Raw genomic sequence first — 19,134 nt, forward strand, 5'->3', positions numbered from 1 at the left:
CCCAGCTCGGCGCCCACCCGCGGGAGGGTCCACCGCCGCCGGGTCGACGGGCGCACCGCCACCGCGCTCACCGCTGCACCTCGAACCGGCGCAGGGCCCGCAGCTGGAGCAGTGCGAACGCGAAGACGATCATCGTCAGGACCAGCGCGATGGCCGTGGAGTAGCCGTACCGCCCCGACACGAACGCCTCCTTGTACATGACGACGGACAGCGTCTCGGTGGCGTAGCCGGGGCCGCCGCCGGTCATGACGTAGACCTGGTCGAACAGCTTGAGGCTGCCGATGAGCGTCAGTGACAGCGCGATCGTGGTGGCCGGCACCAGCAGCGGGAGCGTCACGTGCCGCAGCCGCTGCCAGCGCCCGGCGCCGTCCATCGTGGCGGCCTCGTGCAGCTCGGGCGGCACGCCCTCGAGCCCGGCGAGGTAGATGACCATCGTGAGGCCGGCGTTCTGCCAGATGATGACGGCGATGACGCTGGCCAGCGCGACGGAGGGATCGCCGAGCCAGTTCTGCGTCAGCCCGCCCAGCCCGACGGCGCCGAGGGCGTCGTTGAGCGGGCCGGCCGGGGTCAGGATGTACTGCCAGAGGAACCCGATGATCACCGGCGGCAGCAGCGCCGGGGCGAAGAACATGGTCCGCAGCAGGTTCCGGCTGGCCAGCGCCGAGTGCAGCGCCAGCGCGAGCGCCAGGCCCACCAGCGTCTGCACGATCGTGGTCGAGACCGCGATGACGACGGTGTTCCGCAGTGCGGAGCGGGCGGCCGGTGCGGAGAACAGCTCGGTGAAGTTGTCCAGTCCGACGAAGCCCGGCGCCTCCCGCCGTCCGGCCCAGTCGGTGAACGCGTACCCGGCGCCCTGCAAGGTCGGCCACAGCACCACGAACGCGTAGAAGAGCAGCGCCGGCACCAGCAGCAGGTACGGCACACTCGCCCGTCGGGACCGGCGGCGACCGACCTGCTGCCCGCCGTCGACCGACGGCGGGCTGGCGGTCAGGGTCACGACTGGCCCTTGGCGTACTCGGCGTCCAGCTGGCCGAGCAGCGCGGTGGTGTCGAGGGCGCCGTCGAGCCACTCCTGGCCCGACTGCAGCATGGTCTGCTGGACGTCGCCGTTGGGCCACAGGTAGTTGGCGTAGCCGACGGAGCGCCCGTCCGCGAGCAGCGGCGCGATCGGCGCCAGCACGTCGCTGTCCAGCTCGACGTCGGTGGCCAGGCCGGGCAGCACGCCCATCTCGTTCGCGTAGGCCGCGACGTTCTCCGGCTCGGCGAGGAAGTCGAGGAAGCCCAGCGCCGCCTCGGGGTCGGCGGCCGCGTTGACGGCCAGGAAGTCCGGCGCCACGGGCACCATCGTCGCCTCCGGGTCGTCGTTGCCCGGCAGCGCGAAGACGCCGAACGCGTCGGCGCCGCCCTCGGAGTAGCCGTGCAGCTGCGGCAGGCCGGCGGAGACCATCAGCACCATCGCCGCGTCACCGGTCGCGACCGACTGCATCCCCTGGTCAGCGGGGATGCCCAGCATGCCGTCGGAGAAGTAGCCGGCGTCGCGCAGCTCGGCGATGCGGGCGAACACCTCGCCCCACTCCGGGTTCTCGGCGAACGTCGTCTCCCCCGCGGCCAGCTGCGCGTCGATGTCCGGGTTCTCGGCGTAGACCAGCGTCCCGGCCAGCGCGTAGACCCAGAACTGGAAGAAGATGCCGCCCTGGAACGGCGCCGCGATCGGCGTGACGCCGGCCGCGTCCAGCGCCGCGCAGGCGTCGACGAACTCCTGCCAGGTGGTCGGCACCTCGATACCGGCGTCCTCGAACACCTGCCGGTTGTAGGCCATCACGATGGCGTTGCGGCTCACCGGGAAGGCCAGCACCTGGCCGTCGACCTCGGCGAGGGCGCGGGTGTCGTCGCCCAGCTCGTCCGTCCACGCCGCGTCGGACAGGTCCGTCAACTCACCCTCACGGCCCAGCACCCCGGCCGCGACCGGGCTGGAGTTCCCCGGCGACACCCTGATCAGGTCCGCCGCCGTCCCGGACGTCAGCTGGACCCGTAGCTGCTGGTTCAGCTCGTCGGTGGTGGCCGAGGAGATGTCGACGGTGCCGCCGGTCTCCTCCTCGTAGGCCTCGATCAGCGGCGCGAGGCCGGTGTTCTGCTCGGTGTTGACGTACGCCGTGAGGCTGCCACCCGACCCGCCGTCCTCGGTCGAGTCGTCGCCGGAGTTGACGAACCCGCAGGCGCCGAGCGCGACGACGAGGGCGGTGCCGAGCGTGGCGCGCTGGATCAGGGCCCGAGCGGGACGGGACCGAGCGGCGTCGATGGTCATGAGGTCTCCTTGATGGGCAGGGGTGGCACGACGACGTCGCCGGGCAGGATCGCACCGTGGGCGCGCAGGTCGCCGCGGATCAGGTCGAGCGGCAGGTCCAGGACGTCGCCGCCGCGGTCCACGGCGCGCGCCGCCATGACCCCGGCGGACTGGCCCATGGCCATGGACGACGCCTGCACCCGGTACGCGGACGACGCCTCCTGGTCGCCGCTGATGGCGCGACCGGCGACGACCAGCCGGGACGATCCGCGGGGGATCATCGCCGCGCGTGGGATGGTGGGCAGGGTGCCGTAGGCGAGCGGCCTGATGTCGATGCCGTCGCCGTCCGGCCGGTGCACGTCGATCGGATAGAAGCTGTAGCTGAGCGCGTCGGGCCACGCGCGGCCGCCGGCGTAGTCGTCCAGCGTGATGGTGGCGTGGCCGTCGATGGTCCAGCTCTCGCGGATGCCGGTCTCGATCGCCCACGACTCGATGACGACCCGCTCCAGGCCCGGCTGCCGCAGCAGGAACCGCAGGATCCGCAGCAGGGTACGGCGCCCGGCGACCTCGGCCGCCGTCTTGTCGCGGCTGGTGCCGCCCTGCACGCCGGTGACGTGGATGGCGTTCTCGCCGCGGACCCGCAGGAACTTCGCGACGGGGTTGTGCGCGAGGTCGGCGGGCAGCAGGTCACCACTGCGCACCGCGTCGTCGTGCGCGGCCTGCACGGCGTCGACGTCGATGGCGGCGAGGTCGTAGCCACCGAGCCGGACCATGATGGTGCCCGGCTGGCGGCGCGGACGGGTCGAGCGGGGCAGCCCGGCGAGCGCGACGACGTCGGCGTCACCGGTGCAGTCGACGACCGCGCCGGCCCGGATCCGGTGCAGCCCGTCCTTGGTCGCGAGGGTCAGCCGCCACTCGGCGCCGTCCCACGCGGCCTCGGCCACGATGGCGTGCAGCAGCAGCTCCGCCCCCGAGCCGACCACCGTGTCGTCGAGCACGGCCGCCAGCACCGCCGGCGAGACCCGGACCTGCAGCCGATGGTGCGGCTGCTCCCACTGGGTGAAGTCGGGCAGCCGCAGGCCGGCCTCGCGGACCGAGCGCGTGACCGCCTCCCAGCCGATGCCGGCGATCACCTGCCGGCCCCACGCGTGGAACAGGCCCGGCAGCGACACCCCCGCCACCGTCGTCGTGCCGCCGAGCGCGCCGTTCTTCTCGACCAGCAGCGTGCGGGCGCCGAGCCGGGCCGCCTGCGTCGCCGCCGGCCCGCCCGCCGTCCCGCCGCCCGCGACGACGACGTCGTAGTAGGGCGTCACGCGCTCACCCGGCCCGGGTCGGCGCCGAGCATCAGCGACAGCTCGGCGGCGGCATCCACGACGTCGTCGCGCAGCGAGGCCGCGTGGGCGTCGGTGTGCCGGACGGACGGGTACCCGACGCAGACCGCCGCGATGGTGCGTCCGGTGTGATCGCGCACCGGCGCCGCGACGCCGTAGACGCCCGGCGCCTCCTCCTCGAGGTTGGTCGCGAACCCGTGCGTGGCGACGTCGTCCATGGCGTCCATCAGCCCGGCTTCGTCCGGCGGGTTGTCGTCGCGCCAAGGCGCCGAGCGCAGCATGGTCAGACGGTCCGGCCGCGGCTGCCCGGCGAACAGCACCTTGCCGGCCGCGGTGCGGTAGGGCGGGGTCGCCGAGGCGTCGACGAACCGGGCCGTCGTCGGGTCGATGGTGAGCAGCTGCGGGCCGACCAGCACGGCGATGTCGACCCGGCGGTAGCCGTGGAACACCGCCAGGTGCACCGTCTCCTGGGTGCGCTCCCAGAGCGTCCGCAGCACCGGCGCGGCCGCGGCGGACAGGTCGGTCTGCAGGACGAACCGGCGGTTGAGCTCGAAGAACCGCGAGCCCAGCAGGTAGTGCCGGCTGGTCGCGTGCTGGGCGACCAGCCCATGCGCCACCAGCGACGCCAGCAGCGTCCGCGCGGTCGACGCCGGCAACCCCACCTGCTGGGCGAGGTCGCCCAGGCCGATGCCGTGCGAGCCGACGCCGGCGACGACGTCGAGCAGGCCCACCGTGCGGTCGATCGCCTGGATGGCGGTCCGCGGCTCCGGGCGTGGGGCGGCCTTCGGTCGCGCGACGTCGTCGTCAGTCATGTCGTTCCGTTTCCGGCCGCGCCATCCGGCCGCTCGATTCGTTCGGCAATGTCGAAGCACGTTCGACATTGCGGCGAGCGTAGGACGCGCGTTGAATCGTGTCAATGACCCAGTTCCGGGACAGCGCTTGCGCACGGCGGGCGGATCGGCGGAGGGTGTGGGGATCCGATCCGGCGAGGGAACGAGGTGCCGATGCTCCGATTCCGCCCGGCCGCGACGTCCGACCGCGGCCTGGTGCGCGACAACAACGAGGACTCCGGCTACGCCAGCGCCGGGCTGCTGCTGGTCGCCGACGGCGTGGGCGGCAACGCGGCGGGCGAGGTCGCGTCGGCCAGCGTCGCGCACGTCATCGCATCGTTCGTACTCGGGTCGCGGGAGCGGCAGGACCCGGTCGCGTTGCTCAGCGACGCCGTCGGGTTCGCGTTCGCGCATCTCAGCGACGGCGTGCGGCGTGACCCCGCCCGCGCCGGCATGGCGACGACGCTGACGGCGCTGCTCGCGGACGGCGACGGGTTCACCCTCGCGCACGTCGGCGACTCCCGCGGCTACCTGCTGCGCGGGCCGGTTCTGCAGCAGCTCACCCGCGACGACACCCTCGTGCAGGAACTGGTCGACGAGGGCCGCATCACGCGCCAGGACATCCCGACGCACCCGTACCGCTCGGTCGTCGTCCGGTCGGTCACCGCCGGGACGACGCCGGACGTGACCATCGCCCGGGTCGCCCTCGTGCCCGGTGACCGCGTCCTGCTGTGCAGCGACGGCCTCACCGACTTCGTCCCCGAGCACGTCATCGGCGACCTGCTCGACGTCGGCACGCCGACCGTCGCGGCGCAGCGGCTGGTCGACGCCGCGCTGGCGGCCGGCGGCCGCGACAACGTCACCTGCATCGTCGGCGACGTCGACGAGGGCAACCCGCACGTCCGCAACGGCCACCTCGTCGGCGCGCACCGGAACCCGGTGAACCTCATCGACCCGGCGGCCGCGCTGGCGCAGAGCCTCGCCCGCGCCGCCACCGTCGGCTGACCCGACCCGGGCCGGTCGGCCGCGGGGCGACCGGCCCCCGGGTTGACCGGCCCCGCACCCCGTCGCGGGCACGGCCGGCCGCTGGCTGCGGCCGGCCAGAGACCGTCAGGCCGGGTCGGGCACCCGCTCGTGATCGCCGTCGGGCCCGGGCAGGACGACGCGGAGGTCGCCGTCGGGGCCACTGCCGGGACCGCCGTCGCGGTCGCCGCCGGGGTCGCCGCCCGGCTCGTCGCGCAGCGGGTGGGCCAGCTCGTCGGCCGGGAGCTTCGCCCAGATGATCGCCACGACGGCCACCAGCGCCGGCACCACGCCCGCGATGACGAACGTCGCCCGCAACCCGATGACCTGGGAGATCGGGCCCGCCAGTGCCATGGACACCGGCATGAGCGAGATGGACACGAAGAAGTCGAGGCTGGCGACCCGGCCGAGCAGCGCCGGCGGCACCCGTCGCTGCAGCAGCGTCCCCCAGATGACCATGGGCGCGGAGAACATGGCCCCGAGCAGGAACGCCGACCCGATGACCACCCAGACCGACCCGGCGAACCCGATGATGATCATCGGCAGGCAGCCGACGCCCCAGAGCAGGTTCATCCAGGTGAGGTAGCGGCGCGGCATGCGCATGGACGCCATGATCAGCGAGCCGACCGCGCCGCCGATGCCGAACGCGCCCAGCACCCATGCGTGGTCGCCGGGGCCACCGCCGAGGCGGTCTTTGATGATGAACGGCGTCAGCACCTCGAGCGGGCCCATGAGCACCAGGATCATCATGCTGGCGAACAGCAGCGTCGCCAGCAGCCACGGCGTGCGCCACATGTACGCGAGCCCCTCGCGCATGTCGGCGAGCGCGGTGCGGACGGGGTGCGCGACGGCCTCGGCCGGCAGCTCGCGGCGGACCGCCGTCTTCGGGACCGTCGTCAGCGCCAGCAGGCCCAGCGCCGCCGCGCCGGCCGCGACCAGCACGGCCGACCCGGGGTTGGCCATGCCCACGACGGCGCCGGCGACGGCCGGTCCGAGCGCCTGGCCGATGGTGGGCCGGACCATGCCCTCGAACCCGTTGACCGCCATGAGGTCGGACTCGGGCACCAGCGCCGGCAGCCACGCGGAGTAGGCCGGGTAGTAGAACGCCATGCCGACGCCGGTGACGAACGCGACCACGGCCAGGTGCCACAGCCGCGTGACGTCGGTGAGCGAGAGCAGCGCCACCAGCGACATGCCGCCCAGTTCGATGCCGGCGACGCACATCAGGATGGTCTTCTGCGGCACGCGGTCGGCGACGACGCCGGCCAGCAGCGCCGGCAGCAGCACGCCGAGGGCCGACGCCGTGGAGACGACCGAGAGCTGGGCCGGCCCGCCGCCGAGGCGGATGACCTCCCACACCTGCGCGACGATCCAGACACCCGAGGCGAACGTCGACAGCACCAGGGCCACCGCCAGGCGGCGGTAGGCCGGGGTGCGGAACGGCGTCAGCGCGCGCGGCAGTTGCCGGCCGGTGGCGACGGGTGGTGTGTCAGTCATCGTGGGTCCTCCGCGAATGATTGTGCCGATACCGACTGACAAAGTCGCTCGAATTCATCGCCGCGGGCCGGGCTCAGGCGGCGTCGGGGTCCATCCAGACCAGCTCCCAGTGGTGACCGTCCGGGTCGAGGAAGCTGCGGCCGTACATGAAGCCCTCGTCGAACGGGTCCTTGGCCTTCTCGCCGCCGGCCGCCAGCGCCTTCTCGGCCAGCTCGTCGACCTCCTCGCGAGAGTCGACGTTGACCGCGAGGATCGCCTGGGTGCCGGACGTCGAGACGCCGTTCACCACCGACTCGGCGAAGAAGCTCTCGGTCAGGGCCATGACGTAGATCGTGTCGGTGACGGCGACGCAGGCGGCCTGCTCGTTGGAGAACTCCTCCACGAGGGTGAAGCCGATCGCCGTGTAGAAGTCAGCGGCGCGGGAGACGTCCTGGGTGCGCACGTTGACGAAGAGCTTGCGGGACATGCTGCCCACCTTCCTGATCTGTGTCCGCCGGTCAACTGTTTCCGGCTGAGGACAACAGTGTCCTACCGATACTGTTTCCGCAAGACTCTATTTTGATACAGTTCTCGCCAACGGAAGCGAGGGCACATGGTGATGGACGAGGACACGGCCGCCGATGGCACGATCCAGCTGCTCTGGGGGCTGCGAGAGGGACCGACGCGAGGGCCGAAGCCGGTGCTCAGCCTCGAGCGCATCGCTCAGGCGGCGGTCGATCTCGCCGACGCCGAAGGGCTCGGGGCGGTCTCCATGCAACGCGTCGCCGCCGACCTCGACTTCACCAAGATGTCGCTCTACCGCTACGTCACCGGCAAGGACGAGCTGGTCGCGGCCATGATCGACCTCGCCGTCGGCACGCCGCCCACGCTCGCCGACCTGCCCGGGCCGAGCTGGCGGCCGCGCATCGAGGCGTGGGTGCGGCTGCTCGCGCAGACGTGGGAGGCGCACCCCTGGCTGCCCTGGGTCACCATGGGCGACCGCGTCATGGGCCCCCACGAGACCGGCTGGACGGAGCTGTCGGCGGCCGCGCTCGCCGAGACCGGGCTGACCGTCCCGGAGCGCATGAGCCTCGCCCGCATGCTCGGCGGCCACGTCCGCACCACCATGTCCGTGTTGACCGCCGGCACCCAGCCGTGGGTCAACCGGCGCCAGGCGGCGCTGCTGCGCGAGCACGCCGATCGCTACCCGACGCTGTGCGCCATGCTCGACAGCGAGGGGGCGCCACCGGACAACGGCCGCGACTTCGGCCTGCGCCTCATCCTCGACGGCGTCGAGCGCCTCGTCGCCGATCGGGCCGGCTGACCCCCGGCCGGCCAGGGTGGCGATTCCCGTGCTCAGCCGTGACACTAGAGGCGTGAATGTCGACGACGACGTCGCCGCCGTCGAGCGTGCACTCGACCGCCTGCGCGCCCGCGGCCACCGCATCACCGGCGCCCGGCACGCGGTCATCGAGGCGCTGGCGACCGTCGACGGCCATCCGAGCGCCGAGCAGCTGTCCGGGCAGGTCCGCGAGCTGCACCCGACGGTGCACCGCGCCACCGTCTACCGCACGCTCGAGACGCTGGCCACGCTCGGCGTCGTCACACAGGTGCACGTCGGCGGCGGCGCCACCACCTACCATCTGGGCGCCGACGCCACCGGGCACGACGACCACCTGCACGCGAGCTGCCGGGTCTGCGGCCGCATCATCGACCTCCCGAGCGACCTGCTCGACCCGATCGAACGGCGGCTGGCCGACGAGAACGACTTCCAGCTCGACCCGCCGCACATCGCGTTGTCCGGCACCTGCCGGCGCTGCCAGTAGTCAGGCGTCCAGCCGCAGCGTCGCACGGACCGGCCAGTGGTCCGACGGCAGCCGGCCGCCCGGCCGCTCCTGCACGACCTCGGCGTCCTCGAACGTCCAGTGCGGGCTGGCCAGGATGTGGTCGATGCGCCGTCCGTCCGTCGCGCCGGTGAAGTGGTGCATCGTCCCGCCGGTCAGGGGCGCGGGCCGGAGCCCGGCGTCCAGCAGCGGCTGCAGAGCTTGGTCGCGGGGCCCGGCGTTGAAGTCGCCCATGACGACGACGGGGACGTCAGGGTCCAGCCAGCCGGCCAGCTGCCGGGTCGACGCGACCCGGTTGGCGGTGTGCCGTTCGTCGAGGTGGGTGTTGACGACGGTGAACTCGCGGGCGGTGCGCTGGTCGCGGCAGCGCAGCAGGGTCGCGATGCGCGGGAACGACGCGTCCGGCAGCGCCGTCGCGGGCACGTCGGGGGTGTCGCCGTACCAGCGGGTGCGGTGGTCGAGGACGCGGATGAACCCGCCGCTGACGGCGACCGGGCTGTGCTCGCCGGACCGGCCGCCGCCACGGCCCTGTGTGAACCACTGCAGGCCGGGCAGCCGCCGGGCGAGGTACGCGCGCTGGAACTCGTAGACCTCCTGCAGGCCCAGCACGTCCGCGCCCAGCCCGCCGATGGCCGCGGCCGTGGCGCCGCGCCGGAACCACCACGAGTTCCACCCGTCGAGGGCACGGCCGTTGCGGATGTTGAACGTCGCGACACGCAGCTGCAGACCCGGCTCCACGGCGGCAGCGTAGCGGTCACGTGCGGACGGCGCCGGTCCGCCGCAGCAGCCCGGCGAACCGGACGGCGTCGCGCACGGCCGCGCCGCCGGGGTCGTTGTTGAAGTAGACGAAGACGTCCTCGCCGCCGGGCCACGTCCTGGCCAGCCGGTCCGCCCAGCCGCGCAGCGCCTGCCCGCCGTACGCCGGCCATGGCCGCGCCGCGCCCTCGTGCATCCGCAGGTAGCCCCAGCAGGCCGTCCGCCACAGCGGCGTGACCGGCCGGCCCCGCCGGTCGGCCCAGCACAACGCCGCGCCGTGCCGCTCCAGCAGTGCCCGGACCTCGTCGGACCACCACGACTCGTGTCGCGGCTCGACCGCCACCCGCACGCCGCGCGGGAACCCCGTCAGGCAGCGGTCCAACCGGTCCGGCTCGGCGGGCACGTTCGGCGGCAGCTGCAGCAGGACCGGCCCGAGCCGGTCGCCCAGTCCCGAGGCGACGTCGAGGAGCCGGCGCACCGGCTCCTCCGGGTCGCGCAGCCGCCGGATGTGCGTCAGGTACCGGCTCGCCTTCACCGCCATGACGAAGCCGGCGGGCAACCGCTCGCGCCACGACTCGAACGTCTCGCGCCGCGGCAGCCGGTAGAACGCGCCGTTGTTCTCGACCGTCGCGAACTCCTCGGCGTACCGCTCCAGCCAGCGCCGTTGGGCCAGCCCGGGCGGATACAGCACGCCGCGCCAGGAGTCGTACTGCCAGCCCGACGTCCCCACGCGCACCACCATGGCCGGTTCCGTGCCCATTCGCGGCCGGTTCGAACGCGCGGCGTCGTCTGCGCCTTCAATAGGCTCGAGTGTTCCTATCAAGAGTTGAGCGTGCCCCATCTGCGAACGAGGTCGGTGCTGACATGGACTGGAGCGAGCCCGCCGCGGCGGTGATGTCTCACGGCACCGCTGCCGTGATCCGCGCACGAGGTCAACAGTTGGCCGCTACCAGCGGAGCACGTCTCACTATTCGGCTCAGCGGCGCGGTGACGGGAGACTGGGTACACCTGGCCGCGTACCGTCGCCGGGTTAGTCGTGCGCCGATGCGCACCTCGGTCGTCATGATCATCCACGTTTTGGGCTGCTATCACGTCACGAAACGTGGATGATCATGGTCCCCGCCGCCCGAGCTCCCGACTGAACCTTCCGGCGCGACCCGCTCACCGGCTACCGCAACAGGACTCAGCCAACTGGCCGACACCAGCGCCGCCATCCGCCATTGGACGGGAACTGGGTCGGCTGGTTCAAGGTCGAGCAGCCGCAACGGATGGCGGCCGCAGGCGAGCCGATCGTCGGCGAGTGGGGCTCTCGCGTCAGCGCGGGCGGCTCGGCGGCACCACGCACGCACGGGCGGGGCGACCGCCCGGTCACCCGCGCCGTCGCCCCGCCCCGCCCCTCCCGCGGTCACGTCACACGGCGACTGCCTGCACCGCGGGCATCCTGATCGCCTTCCGGGCCGCGCCGAGGCAGGACGCCAGCGTGAGCACGGCGGCGGTCGAGACGATGCCGACGTAGATGCCGATGGTGGCGTCCGGCAGCAGGTCGCCGGTGCGCGCCAGGCTGTACGGGAACACCGTCACGATGGAGCCGATCGAGCCGAACAGCACGCCGGCCGCCGCGAGCACCATGCCCTCCATACCGACCATGCCGAGCACCTGGGGCGGGGTGGAGCCGACCAGCCGCTGCTGGCCGAACTCGCGGCGCCGGTACGTGGTGGCCGCGACCAGCGTGTTGATCACCAGGATCGCCGCGAACACCGACAGCATGCCGACCACGACGAGGTTCAGCGTCTCGATCGCCTGCGCCTCGTCCGGCGGGATCGACGTGCCGACCGCCGGCGGCGCCGAGTTCTCGATGCTCTGCATGTACAGCGTGCCGGTGGCGATGCCGGTGAACAGGATGATCGGCATCAGCGCGCCGGCCATGTGCTGCGTCCGGCGGCGGACGTTCTCGACGGCGAGGTAGCCGCTGGTGCCGCCGAGCAGCCGCATGGGGCCGGCCAGCACCGCCGTCACGGCCCGCACCAGCACCGGCGCGAACAGCGCCAGCCCGATGGAGAACCAGATGGACGCCTGACCGGCGGTCTGCATCGCGTCGATGCCCTTGTCCTCGAAGAGCGCGACGGTGAGGACCGCGCAGTTCAGACCGATGGCGAGGAACGCGATGGCGGCGATCGTGCGCTTGCGGGTCATCCGCGTCTGCTCGATCGTCACCGCCGTCATGGCCTCCTTCGCCCGCATGCGGGTCGACCGGCGAGCGGTGATGACCGCGCCGCCGACCGCGGCCAGGAAGGTCACGCCGACGCCGATGGACAGCGCCGCTGAGCCGAAGCCGTACGAGATCCCCTCAGCCACCTGACCGGTGTTCTGCAGCGTGTCCAGCAGCAGCCGGCCGGCGGCCAGCGCCGGCAGGATCGCCAGCGCCGCCGCCACGACGGCCACGACCGCGGCCTCGCCGACGATCATCCGGCCGACCTGGAAGGGCGTCGCGCCGATGCTCTTCAGCAGCGCCATCTCCGACGCCCGCTGGCGCACCGACAGCGTCATGGTCGAGATCACCGCGAACAGCACGATGATCAGGCCCCAGCCGCCGACGACCAGCGCCATCGTGAACAGCGTCTCCTCGCTGACGGCGTCGACGCCGGGGCCGGCGGCGGTGTCGAGCAGGGCGGCGAACGACATGACGACGACCGCGCCGAGGAACATCGACAGGAAGCTCGCGACGAACCCGCCGGTGCGGTGCCGCAGCGAGCGGACGGCCAGCCCGAACACGTCACTCACCCACAGCCGCGCGCAGGTCGGCCGCGTCGCCGAGGTGGGTCATCCGCTCGGCGACCGCCTCGGCCGTCGGACGGTCCAGCGAGCCGGCGATGCGGCCGTCGGCCAGGAAGATCACCGAGTCCGCGTACGCCGCGGCGACCGGGTCGTGCGTCACCATGACGACCGTCTGGCCGAACTCGCGCACCGCCTCGGCCAGCAGCGTCAGCACCGTGCGGGCGCTGCGGCTGTCGAGGGCGCCGGTGGGCTCGTCGGCGAAGATCGCGCTGGGGTTCGTGACCAGCGCGCGGGCGATGGCGACCCGCTGCTGCTGGCCGCCGGACAGCTCGGCCGGACGGTGGTTGATCCGCTCGCCCAGTCCGACCCGCTCCAGGATCGCCACCGCCCGCTTGCGGTCGGCCCGCTTGCCGGCCAGCCGCAGCGGCAGCGTCACGTTCTGCAGGACGGTGAGCGTCGGGAGCAGGTTGAACTGCTGGAAGATGAAGCCGATGCGCTGCCGGCGGAACTTCGTCAGCGCGGTCTCGCTGCCGCCGGTCAACTCGGAGCCGTCGATGAACACCCGGCCGTCGGTGGGCTGGTCGAGCCCGGCGGCGCACTGCAGGAACGTGCTCTTGCCCGACCCGGACGGGCCCATGATCGCGGTGAACGTGCCGGCGGCCAGGCTGACGGACACGTCGTCCAGCGCCCGGACCGGGTTGTCGCCGGTGCCGTAGGTCTTGCTGACCTGCACCAGCCGCAGTGCCTCCGCGGCCCTCGTGATGTCATGCCCAGCCATGTCTCTCTCCGTTCTCGGGAGGCGCTCGACTGCGCCTACTGACAATCTTGGAATCCGCCCTGGCCGGGCACGATGGAGTTGACTCCCCAGTCGGGGTGGGGCTAACCCCCCGTCTTGACCTGCTCGGTACAGTGACGACGTGCCAGGTTTCGGACGCGGTCGAGCGCGCTTCGCGCGCGGCCTGGTCATGTCCGCGGCCTGCCTGCTGCTGCCGACGCTGGCCCACGCGGCCGCCGGCGGCGACGTCACGACCCAGCCCGGCTTCGTCGCGGTCGCGCTGCTGCTGTGCGTCGCGTGCGTGGCGCTGGCCGACCGGCGCCGCTCGGTGGTCGAGATCGCGGCGCTGCTGGTGCTCACCCAGCCGGTGCTGCACGTCCTGCTGACGCTCGACGGCCACCACGACGGCGCGTCGTCCGTCGTCCCGTCGGGCGGCATGGCGCTGGCGCACGTGCTGTCCGCCGTCGTGCTGACGTTCTTGCTGGCCGGCGCCGAGAACGTAGCGTGGTCGCTGGCCTCGTTGTCCGCGACGGTGCTGCTCACGCGGGTGCGCGAGCTGCTCGCGTCGCCCGTCCTCGCGGTCGCGCGAGTGTGGCCGACCGGCGGCGAGGTCGTCGCGGCCGCGCCGCGCAGCGTCCGGCTGGTCCGGTCGACGCCGTGGAGAGGCCCGCCGGCGCTGCCGGTTCTGGGCTGATCGACCACGGGGGACGCGGTGCCGCATGGGCGCCGCGGGGCTTCCGTGCATCTCCACGACTGAGACAAAGGACGCATTTCATGATCACACGTACCCTCGCCCGGGCGGCGCTCGCCGCCGGTGGGGCCGTCACGCTGGGGGTGGTGCTCGCGGCAGGTGCGGCGGCGCACGTCACCATCCGGCCGGACGTCGACACCGCCGGCTCCTACGCCAAGGTCACCGTCCGGGTGCCGAACGAGTCGGACACCGCCGGCACCATTCAGGTGCGGCTGGACCTCCCGGCCGACACCCCGATCCCGTCGGTGCGTGTGCAGCCACACGCCGGCTGGACCGCCGAACTGACCACCACGCAGTTCCCGGAGCCGGTGCAGGTCGGCGACCGGACGCTCGAGGAGGCGGTCACGGCCGTCACCTGGACCGCCGATCCCGGCGTGCGCATCGGCCCGGGCGAGTTCGACGAGTTCGCCATCTCCGTCGGCCCGCTCCCCGAGGCCGGCACCTACTTCCTCCCCGCCACCCAGACCTACGACGACGGCGAGGTCGTCGCGTGGGCCGAGGAGACGGTCGAGGGCCAGGAGGAGCCGGAGCGCCCGGCGCCGTCGCTGGAGATCGTCGAGGCGACCGGCGACGACGGCCACGGCGGCGCGCCGGCGGCCGAGAACGTGTCCGACGAGGGCGGCGCCGAGGACTCGTCCGCCACCGCCGCGTCCGGCGACGGCACCGACGACCTCGCCCGAGGGGTCGGCATCGGCGGCATCGTCGTCGGGGCGACCGGCCTGGGCATCGGCGCTGCGGCCCTGCGGCGGCGTCGTGCGTAGCATCCGCCGCCTGATCGGGGTCGCGGCGCTGGCCGCGGCCCCGGTCGCCGGGCTCTCCCTCTACGCCGCGCCCGCCGCCGTCGCGCACGACCAGCTGGTCGCCAGCACGCCGGAGGACGGCGACACCGTCAGCACGCCGCTCACTGCGATCGAGCTGGTCTACAGCAACTCCATCTCGGCCGAGTTCACGCAGGTCGCGGTCACCGGCGCCGACGGCACCGAGTACCAGGACGGCGACCCCGACGTCGTCGGCGACACCGTGACGCAGGCCGTCCGCCAGCTGCCGGACGGCGCGTACACGATCGCGTGGCGCGTGGTCTCGTCCGACGGCCACCCGATCGACGGCGTCATCGAGTTCACCGTCACCGGGGCCGGGCCGGCCGATCCGGCGTCGACTCCCGCGGAGACGCCGTCGGAGCCTCCCTCGGCGTCCGCGTCGACGCCGGCCGAGCAGCCGTCCGACGACGCCACGCCGGCCGCCGGCTCGTCGTCCTCCGACGACGACGGCGGACTGGGCTCGACGGCGACCGTTCTCCTGATCGCCGGCGGCGCGCTGGTCGTCGCCGTCCTCGCGTTCGTGGCGGCCGGTGGCCGGCGGCGCGGCGCCCCGGAGGACACTGACAGCTGATGAACACCACGACTCCGGCCGCCGACGTCGTCCCGCCCACCCGCCAATGGGGGGTGGCGGCGGCCGGCGTCGCCCTGGTCACGCTGGTCGTCGCGCTCGTGCTCGGCGGCGGCGACGCCACGTCCGGCATCCCCGGCCTGGGCGACCCCGGCGAGGTCACCAAGTGGGGGCTGCCGATCGCCCGGGCCATGCTCGACGGCGCCGGCGCGGTCACCATCGGGCTGCTCGGCCTGGCGGTCGTGCTGTCGACCCGCAAGGGCCAGCTCGGCGGCGAGGCGCTGCACGCACTGCGGGCGGCGTCGCTGTCGGCGCTCGTGCTGGCCGTCGCCGCCGCCGTCGTCCACCTGCTGACGCTGTCCGACCTGGTCGGGCGGCCGCTCCCGGACGCACTGGCCGGCGACTCGTTCGTCTCCTACACGTCGACGGTCGAGCAGGGCCGGGCATACGCGGCGATGGTCGTGCTGGCGCTGGCGATCATCCCGGCTGCCCGGCTGACGCTGGGGCACGGCGGCGCGATCGCGCTGCTCTGCCTCGGCATCGCGACGCTCGTCCCGATCAGCCTGATCGGGCACTCGTCGTCCGGCGACTACCACCACTCGGCGCGGGTGTCGCTGCTCGTGCACCTCGTCGGGATGGCGCTGTGGGTCGGCGGGCTGGTCGCGCTGTCGTGGTACGCGGGACGGCGGGGGAAGGAGCTGCCACGCGCGGCCCGCGCCTTCTCCGCCGTCGCGCTGGGCTGCTTCGTCATGGTGGCGGCGAGCGGCGTGCTGAACGCCTGGGTGCGGCTGGAATCGCTGGCCGAGGTGTTCACGTCCGCGTACGGGCTGATCCTGTTCGGGAAGGTGCTCGCGCTGATCGCGCTGGGCTGGCTCGGCTGGCGGCACCGCGGCCACACCCTGCCGCAGCTCGAGTCCGGCCGTCCGGGCGCGTTCCGCCGGCTCGCCGTCGGCGAGGTCATCATCATGGCCGTGGCGCTGGGTCTGGCCGTCGCGCTCAGCCGCACGGAGCCGCCCGGCCCCGAGATCCCCGAGGTGCGCACCGTCGTCCGCACGCTCATCGGTTTCCAGGTCCCGCCCGAGATCAGTCCGCGCCGGCTGCTGACCGAGTACTACCCCGACGCGATGTTCGCGCTCGGCATCCTCGCCGCCCTCCTGCTCTACCTCGGCGGCGTGTGGCGCCTGCACCGTCGCGGCGACAAGTGGCCCGTCGGGCGAACCCTCGCCTGGCTGACCGGCCTCGCCACCGTCGCCGTCGTCGGGCTGAGCGGGCTGCAGACCTACGGCATGGTCATGCTGTCGGTGCACATGGTGCAGCACATGATCCTCATGATGGTGAGCCCCATCCTGCTGGTCCTCGGCGGCCCCGTCACGCTGGCCCTGCGCGCGCTCAAGCCGGCCCGGCGGGGCCAGTTCGGCCCCCGCGAGGCCATCACCGCCGCCGTCAACAGCCCGGTCGCCCAGGTGCTGACGCACCCGCTGGTCGCGCTCGCGCTGTTCGTGTCCGGCTCGTTCACCGTCTACTTCACCGGCCTGTTCGAGACGGCGATGCGCTCGCACACCGGCCACATGCTGATGAGCGCCCACTTCCTCGTGGTCGGGTACCTGTTCTACGAGATGCTCATCGGCATCGACCCGCTGCCCAAGCGCCCGCCCTTCCCCGCCCGCGTCGTCCTGCAGCTGCTGGCCATGTCCTTCCACGCCGTGTTCGGCCTCGCCCTCATGGAATCGTCCCGCCTCATCGCCGGCGACTACTACCGTGAGATCGCTACCGAGATGCCCTGGCTGCCGGCGCCATTGGACGACCAGATCCTCGCCGGGCAGATCACGTGGGGCTTCGGCGAGCTGCCCGGCCTGATCGTCATCGGCGCCCTGTTCGTCCAGTGGTACCGCTCCGACGAACGCGAAGCGCGCCGCTTCGACCGCCGCGAAGGCGAGGACGAGGCCGAGCGCGCGGCCTACAACGCCTACCTCGCCCAACTCGACGAGCGGTCAAAGCGCGAGCAGGCCTGACCCCGGCGGGCACGATTTCGCCCGCGCGTCAGCGTCGGCTAAACTCGTCCCGCCAACGCAAGGACAGGTAGCTCAGTTGGAAGAGCGTCCGCCTGAAAAGCGGAAGGTCGGCGGATCGAACCCGCCCCTGTCCACCCCTTCACCAGCACGTTCCTTGGTCGCTGGTACATCGCCCGGCGTCGCGAGTTTCATGATCATGTTCACTGGCGGTCGCTGACCCGCCGCGAGCGGACATGATCATGGCGGGCGGACGAGGGATGACCCCGCGCCCACCGGCCGGGAGGGACCGACGGGCGCGAGGCCAGCTCAGGGCCGCTGCTCAGCCGGTCACCGAGCGGTGCAGCTCCTCGCCACCGTTCTCGTCGGCGCAGAAGCGACAAAGCGCACATCGCGCGAGACCATACCGCACCCGAGCGGCACCGAAACCGGCTCGGCGGAAGAACGGCCGCCCGGTGCGCAAGGACGGACGCGTCGATCCGCTCGTCCGTCGGCGGGTTGACTTCGAGTGCGCTCGAAACCGTAGCGTCGAGAGATGCGCTATCGACCCCTCGGCGGCACCGGCATCCACGTCAGCCCCTACTGCCTCGGCACCATGATGTTCGGCGCGGCCGGCAACCCCGACCACGACGACAGTGCCCGCATCATCCACGCCGCGCTGGACCGTGGGATCAACTTCGTCGACACGGCGGACATGTACTCGGCCGGTGAGTCCGAGGAGATCGTGGGGAAGGCGCTGCAGGGCCGCCGCGACGACGTCGTGCTGGCGACGAAGGTGCACTTTCCTTTGGGTGACAGGCCGTTGACCGAAGGACCGAACCGGGGCGGCAACTCGCGCCGCTGGATCATCACCGCCGTCGAGGATAGCCTGCGCCGGCTGCAGACCGACTGGATCGACGTCTACCAGGTGCACCGGCCCGACCCCACCACGGACATCGAGGAGACGTTGTCGGCGCTGACCGACCTCGTCCACCAGGGCAAGATCCGCGCGTTCGGCCACTCCACGTTCCCGGCCGAGGAGATCGTCGAGGCGCAGTACGTGTCCGAGCGGCGCGGGCTGCTGCGCTTCCGCACCGAGCAGCCGCCGTACTCGCTACTCGCCCGCGGCATCGAGACGTCGGTGCTGCCGACCTGCCGGCGTTACGGCCTGGGCGTCCTGACGTGGAGCCCGCTCGCCTCCGGTTTCCTCTCCGGCCAGCAGCGCAAGGGCAGCCCGGTCGACCTGACGAAGGGACGGGCACGGCTGACGCCCGGGCGATTCGACCCGGCGCTGCCGGTGAACGCGGCCAAGCTAGAGCTGGTCGAGCGCCTCGTCGAGGTGGCCGACGACGCGGGGTGCACGTTGCCGCAGCTGGCCATCGCGTTCACCCTGGCGCACCCGGCGGTCACGTCGACGATCATCGGGCCGCGCACGATGGAGCAGCTGGAGTCGTTGCTCGACGGCGCCGAGGTCACCCTTGACGACGCGACGCTGGACCGTATCGACGCGATCGTGCCGCCCGGCAGCAACGCCTACCACCCGGACGGCGCGTGGACGCCGGTCTCGCTGTCCGACCCGGCGCACCGGCGTCGTCCATTCAGTGACCGCGGCGCCGTCGGATAAATGTGTCAGGGCGACGACATCAGTGCGGCGCATGCGTCACAAAGCACCGGCCGGACAATTGAGCCTTGAAGCATTCGTGGCCGCCGAAAGGCCCCGCACATTCTGGCCGAATGGCCGATAAGAAAGAAGGTGTGCGAAAAAAGAAAGCGACCGTCGAAAGTAGCGGACACGGGCGGCCGGTTGCCCACCGCCCGTGTCGACGCCTGGCGGCTTGTGCGATGCGACAGTGCAGCCATACCCCACCCGGGGCTGACTCCGTCACACTCGCGACGCCGACCCGATCTCGCGTGAT

18 protein-coding genes and 1 tRNA gene are annotated in these 19,134 nt (G+C 72.7%); 9 read left to right on the forward strand and 10 right to left on the reverse strand.

Annotated features, from left to right (window positions below; all coding sequences use genetic code 11):
* Positions 1-67 precede the first annotated feature (67 nt).
* From ACW62_RS12995 to ACW62_RS13010, 4 genes are read right to left on the reverse strand one after another with little or no spacing between them, the layout of a single operon-like run.
* Complete coding sequence (locus ACW62_RS12995) at positions 68-997, reverse strand: carbohydrate ABC transporter permease (RefSeq protein WP_053204522.1); 930 nt, start codon at positions 995-997, stop codon at positions 68-70.
* The gene (locus ACW62_RS13000) at positions 994-2,304 is read right to left on the reverse strand and encodes an ABC transporter substrate-binding protein (RefSeq protein ID WP_053204523.1); all 1,311 of its coding nucleotides are present in this window, start codon (positions 2,302-2,304) and stop codon (positions 994-996) included. Before ACW62_RS13000 ends, ACW62_RS12995 begins: the two co-directional genes overlap by 4 nt.
* Positions 2,301-3,596 (reverse strand): FAD-dependent oxidoreductase, encoded by a 1,296-nt coding sequence (locus tag ACW62_RS13005; RefSeq protein ID WP_053204524.1) that lies wholly within the window; start codon positions 3,594-3,596, stop codon positions 2,301-2,303. Before ACW62_RS13005 ends, ACW62_RS13000 begins: the two co-directional genes overlap by 4 nt.
* Positions 3,593-4,426, reverse strand: a complete 834-nt coding sequence (locus ACW62_RS13010) for an IclR family transcriptional regulator (RefSeq protein ID WP_053204525.1) — start codon at positions 4,424-4,426, stop codon at positions 3,593-3,595. Before ACW62_RS13010 ends, ACW62_RS13005 begins: the two co-directional genes overlap by 4 nt.
* Positions 4,427-4,618: 192 nt before the next feature.
* Here ACW62_RS13010 and ACW62_RS13015 point away from each other — a divergent pair, with 192 nt between their 5' ends.
* Complete coding sequence (locus ACW62_RS13015; protein ID WP_053204526.1) at positions 4,619-5,449, forward strand: PP2C family protein-serine/threonine phosphatase; 831 nt, start codon at positions 4,619-4,621, stop codon at positions 5,447-5,449.
* Positions 5,450-5,554: 105 nt separating this feature from the next.
* Here ACW62_RS13015 and ACW62_RS13020 read toward each other — a convergent pair whose 3' ends face one another.
* Positions 5,555-6,964: an MFS transporter gene (locus ACW62_RS13020; RefSeq protein WP_083459709.1), complete on the reverse strand. Its 1,410-nt coding sequence runs from the start codon at positions 6,962-6,964 to the stop codon at positions 5,555-5,557.
* A 73-nt stretch (positions 6,965-7,037) separates the two neighbouring features.
* Positions 7,038-7,430 carry a VOC family protein gene (locus tag ACW62_RS13025; RefSeq protein WP_053204626.1) on the reverse strand — a complete coding sequence of 131 codons (393 nt, stop codon included), beginning with the start codon at positions 7,428-7,430 and terminating at the stop codon, positions 7,038-7,040.
* 126 nt (positions 7,431-7,556) lie between these two features.
* Here ACW62_RS13025 and ACW62_RS13030 point away from each other — a divergent pair, with 126 nt between their 5' ends.
* Positions 7,557-8,267 (forward strand): TetR/AcrR family transcriptional regulator, encoded by a 711-nt coding sequence (locus ACW62_RS13030; protein ID WP_205629314.1) that lies wholly within the window; start codon positions 7,557-7,559, stop codon positions 8,265-8,267.
* A gap of 52 nt (positions 8,268-8,319) precedes the next feature.
* Positions 8,320-8,769, forward strand: coding sequence for a Fur family transcriptional regulator (locus ACW62_RS13035; RefSeq protein ID WP_053204527.1), 450 nt, complete (start codon positions 8,320-8,322; stop codon positions 8,767-8,769).
* Here the strand turns inward: ACW62_RS13035 and ACW62_RS13040 are convergent, their stop codons facing one another.
* The 4 genes from ACW62_RS13040 to ACW62_RS13055 form a co-directional block, all read right to left on the reverse strand.
* The gene (locus ACW62_RS13040) at positions 8,770-9,525 is read right to left on the reverse strand and encodes an endonuclease/exonuclease/phosphatase family protein (RefSeq protein WP_053204528.1); all 756 of its coding nucleotides are present in this window, start codon (positions 9,523-9,525) and stop codon (positions 8,770-8,772) included.
* Positions 9,526-9,541: 16 nt separating this feature from the next.
* Positions 9,542-10,285: a DUF72 domain-containing protein gene (locus tag ACW62_RS13045; RefSeq protein WP_053204628.1), complete on the reverse strand. Its 744-nt coding sequence runs from the start codon at positions 10,283-10,285 to the stop codon at positions 9,542-9,544.
* Between the two features lie 668 nt (positions 10,286-10,953).
* Positions 10,954-12,324 (reverse strand): FtsX-like permease family protein, encoded by a 1,371-nt coding sequence (locus tag ACW62_RS13050; protein ID WP_205629315.1) that lies wholly within the window; start codon positions 12,322-12,324, stop codon positions 10,954-10,956.
* On the reverse strand, positions 12,317-13,096 hold the full coding sequence (locus ACW62_RS13055; protein WP_053204530.1) for an ABC transporter ATP-binding protein: 780 nt from the start codon (positions 13,094-13,096) through the stop codon (positions 12,317-12,319). The genes ACW62_RS13050 and ACW62_RS13055 overlap by 8 nt, the downstream gene beginning before the upstream one ends.
* Before the next feature lie 139 nt (positions 13,097-13,235).
* On the opposite strand from ACW62_RS13055, the gene ACW62_RS13060 reads away from it, so the two are divergent.
* The 6 genes from ACW62_RS13060 (at position 13,236) to ACW62_RS13085 (ending at position 18,842) form a co-directional block, all read left to right on the forward strand.
* Complete coding sequence (locus ACW62_RS13060) at positions 13,236-13,787, forward strand: hypothetical protein (RefSeq protein ID WP_157574719.1); 552 nt, start codon at positions 13,236-13,238, stop codon at positions 13,785-13,787.
* 80 nt (positions 13,788-13,867) lie between these two features.
* Positions 13,868-14,605 carry a YcnI family copper-binding membrane protein gene (locus ACW62_RS13065; RefSeq protein ID WP_053204532.1) on the forward strand — a complete coding sequence of 246 codons (738 nt, stop codon included), beginning with the start codon at positions 13,868-13,870 and terminating at the stop codon, positions 14,603-14,605.
* Positions 14,598-15,233 carry a copper resistance CopC family protein gene (locus tag ACW62_RS13070; RefSeq protein ID WP_053204533.1) on the forward strand — a complete coding sequence of 212 codons (636 nt, stop codon included), beginning with the start codon at positions 14,598-14,600 and terminating at the stop codon, positions 15,231-15,233. The genes ACW62_RS13065 and ACW62_RS13070 overlap by 8 nt, the downstream gene beginning before the upstream one ends.
* Positions 15,233-17,242: a bifunctional copper resistance protein CopD/cytochrome c oxidase assembly protein gene (locus tag ACW62_RS13075; protein ID WP_053204534.1), complete on the forward strand. Its 2,010-nt coding sequence runs from the start codon at positions 15,233-15,235 to the stop codon at positions 17,240-17,242. The genes ACW62_RS13070 and ACW62_RS13075 overlap by 1 nt, the downstream gene beginning before the upstream one ends.
* Before the next feature lie 61 nt (positions 17,243-17,303).
* Positions 17,304-17,376: transfer RNA gene (locus ACW62_RS13080), tRNA-Phe, on the forward strand.
* 398 nt (positions 17,377-17,774) lie between these two features.
* Positions 17,775-18,842 (forward strand): aldo/keto reductase, encoded by a 1,068-nt coding sequence (locus ACW62_RS13085; RefSeq protein ID WP_053204535.1) that lies wholly within the window; start codon positions 17,775-17,777, stop codon positions 18,840-18,842.
* The last annotated feature ends 292 nt before the right edge of the window (positions 18,843-19,134 follow it).

It is taken from the genome of Jiangella muralis, assembly GCF_001270745.1.
GTDB classification, from domain to species: Bacteria; Actinomycetota; Actinomycetes; order Jiangellales; family Jiangellaceae; genus Jiangella; species Jiangella muralis.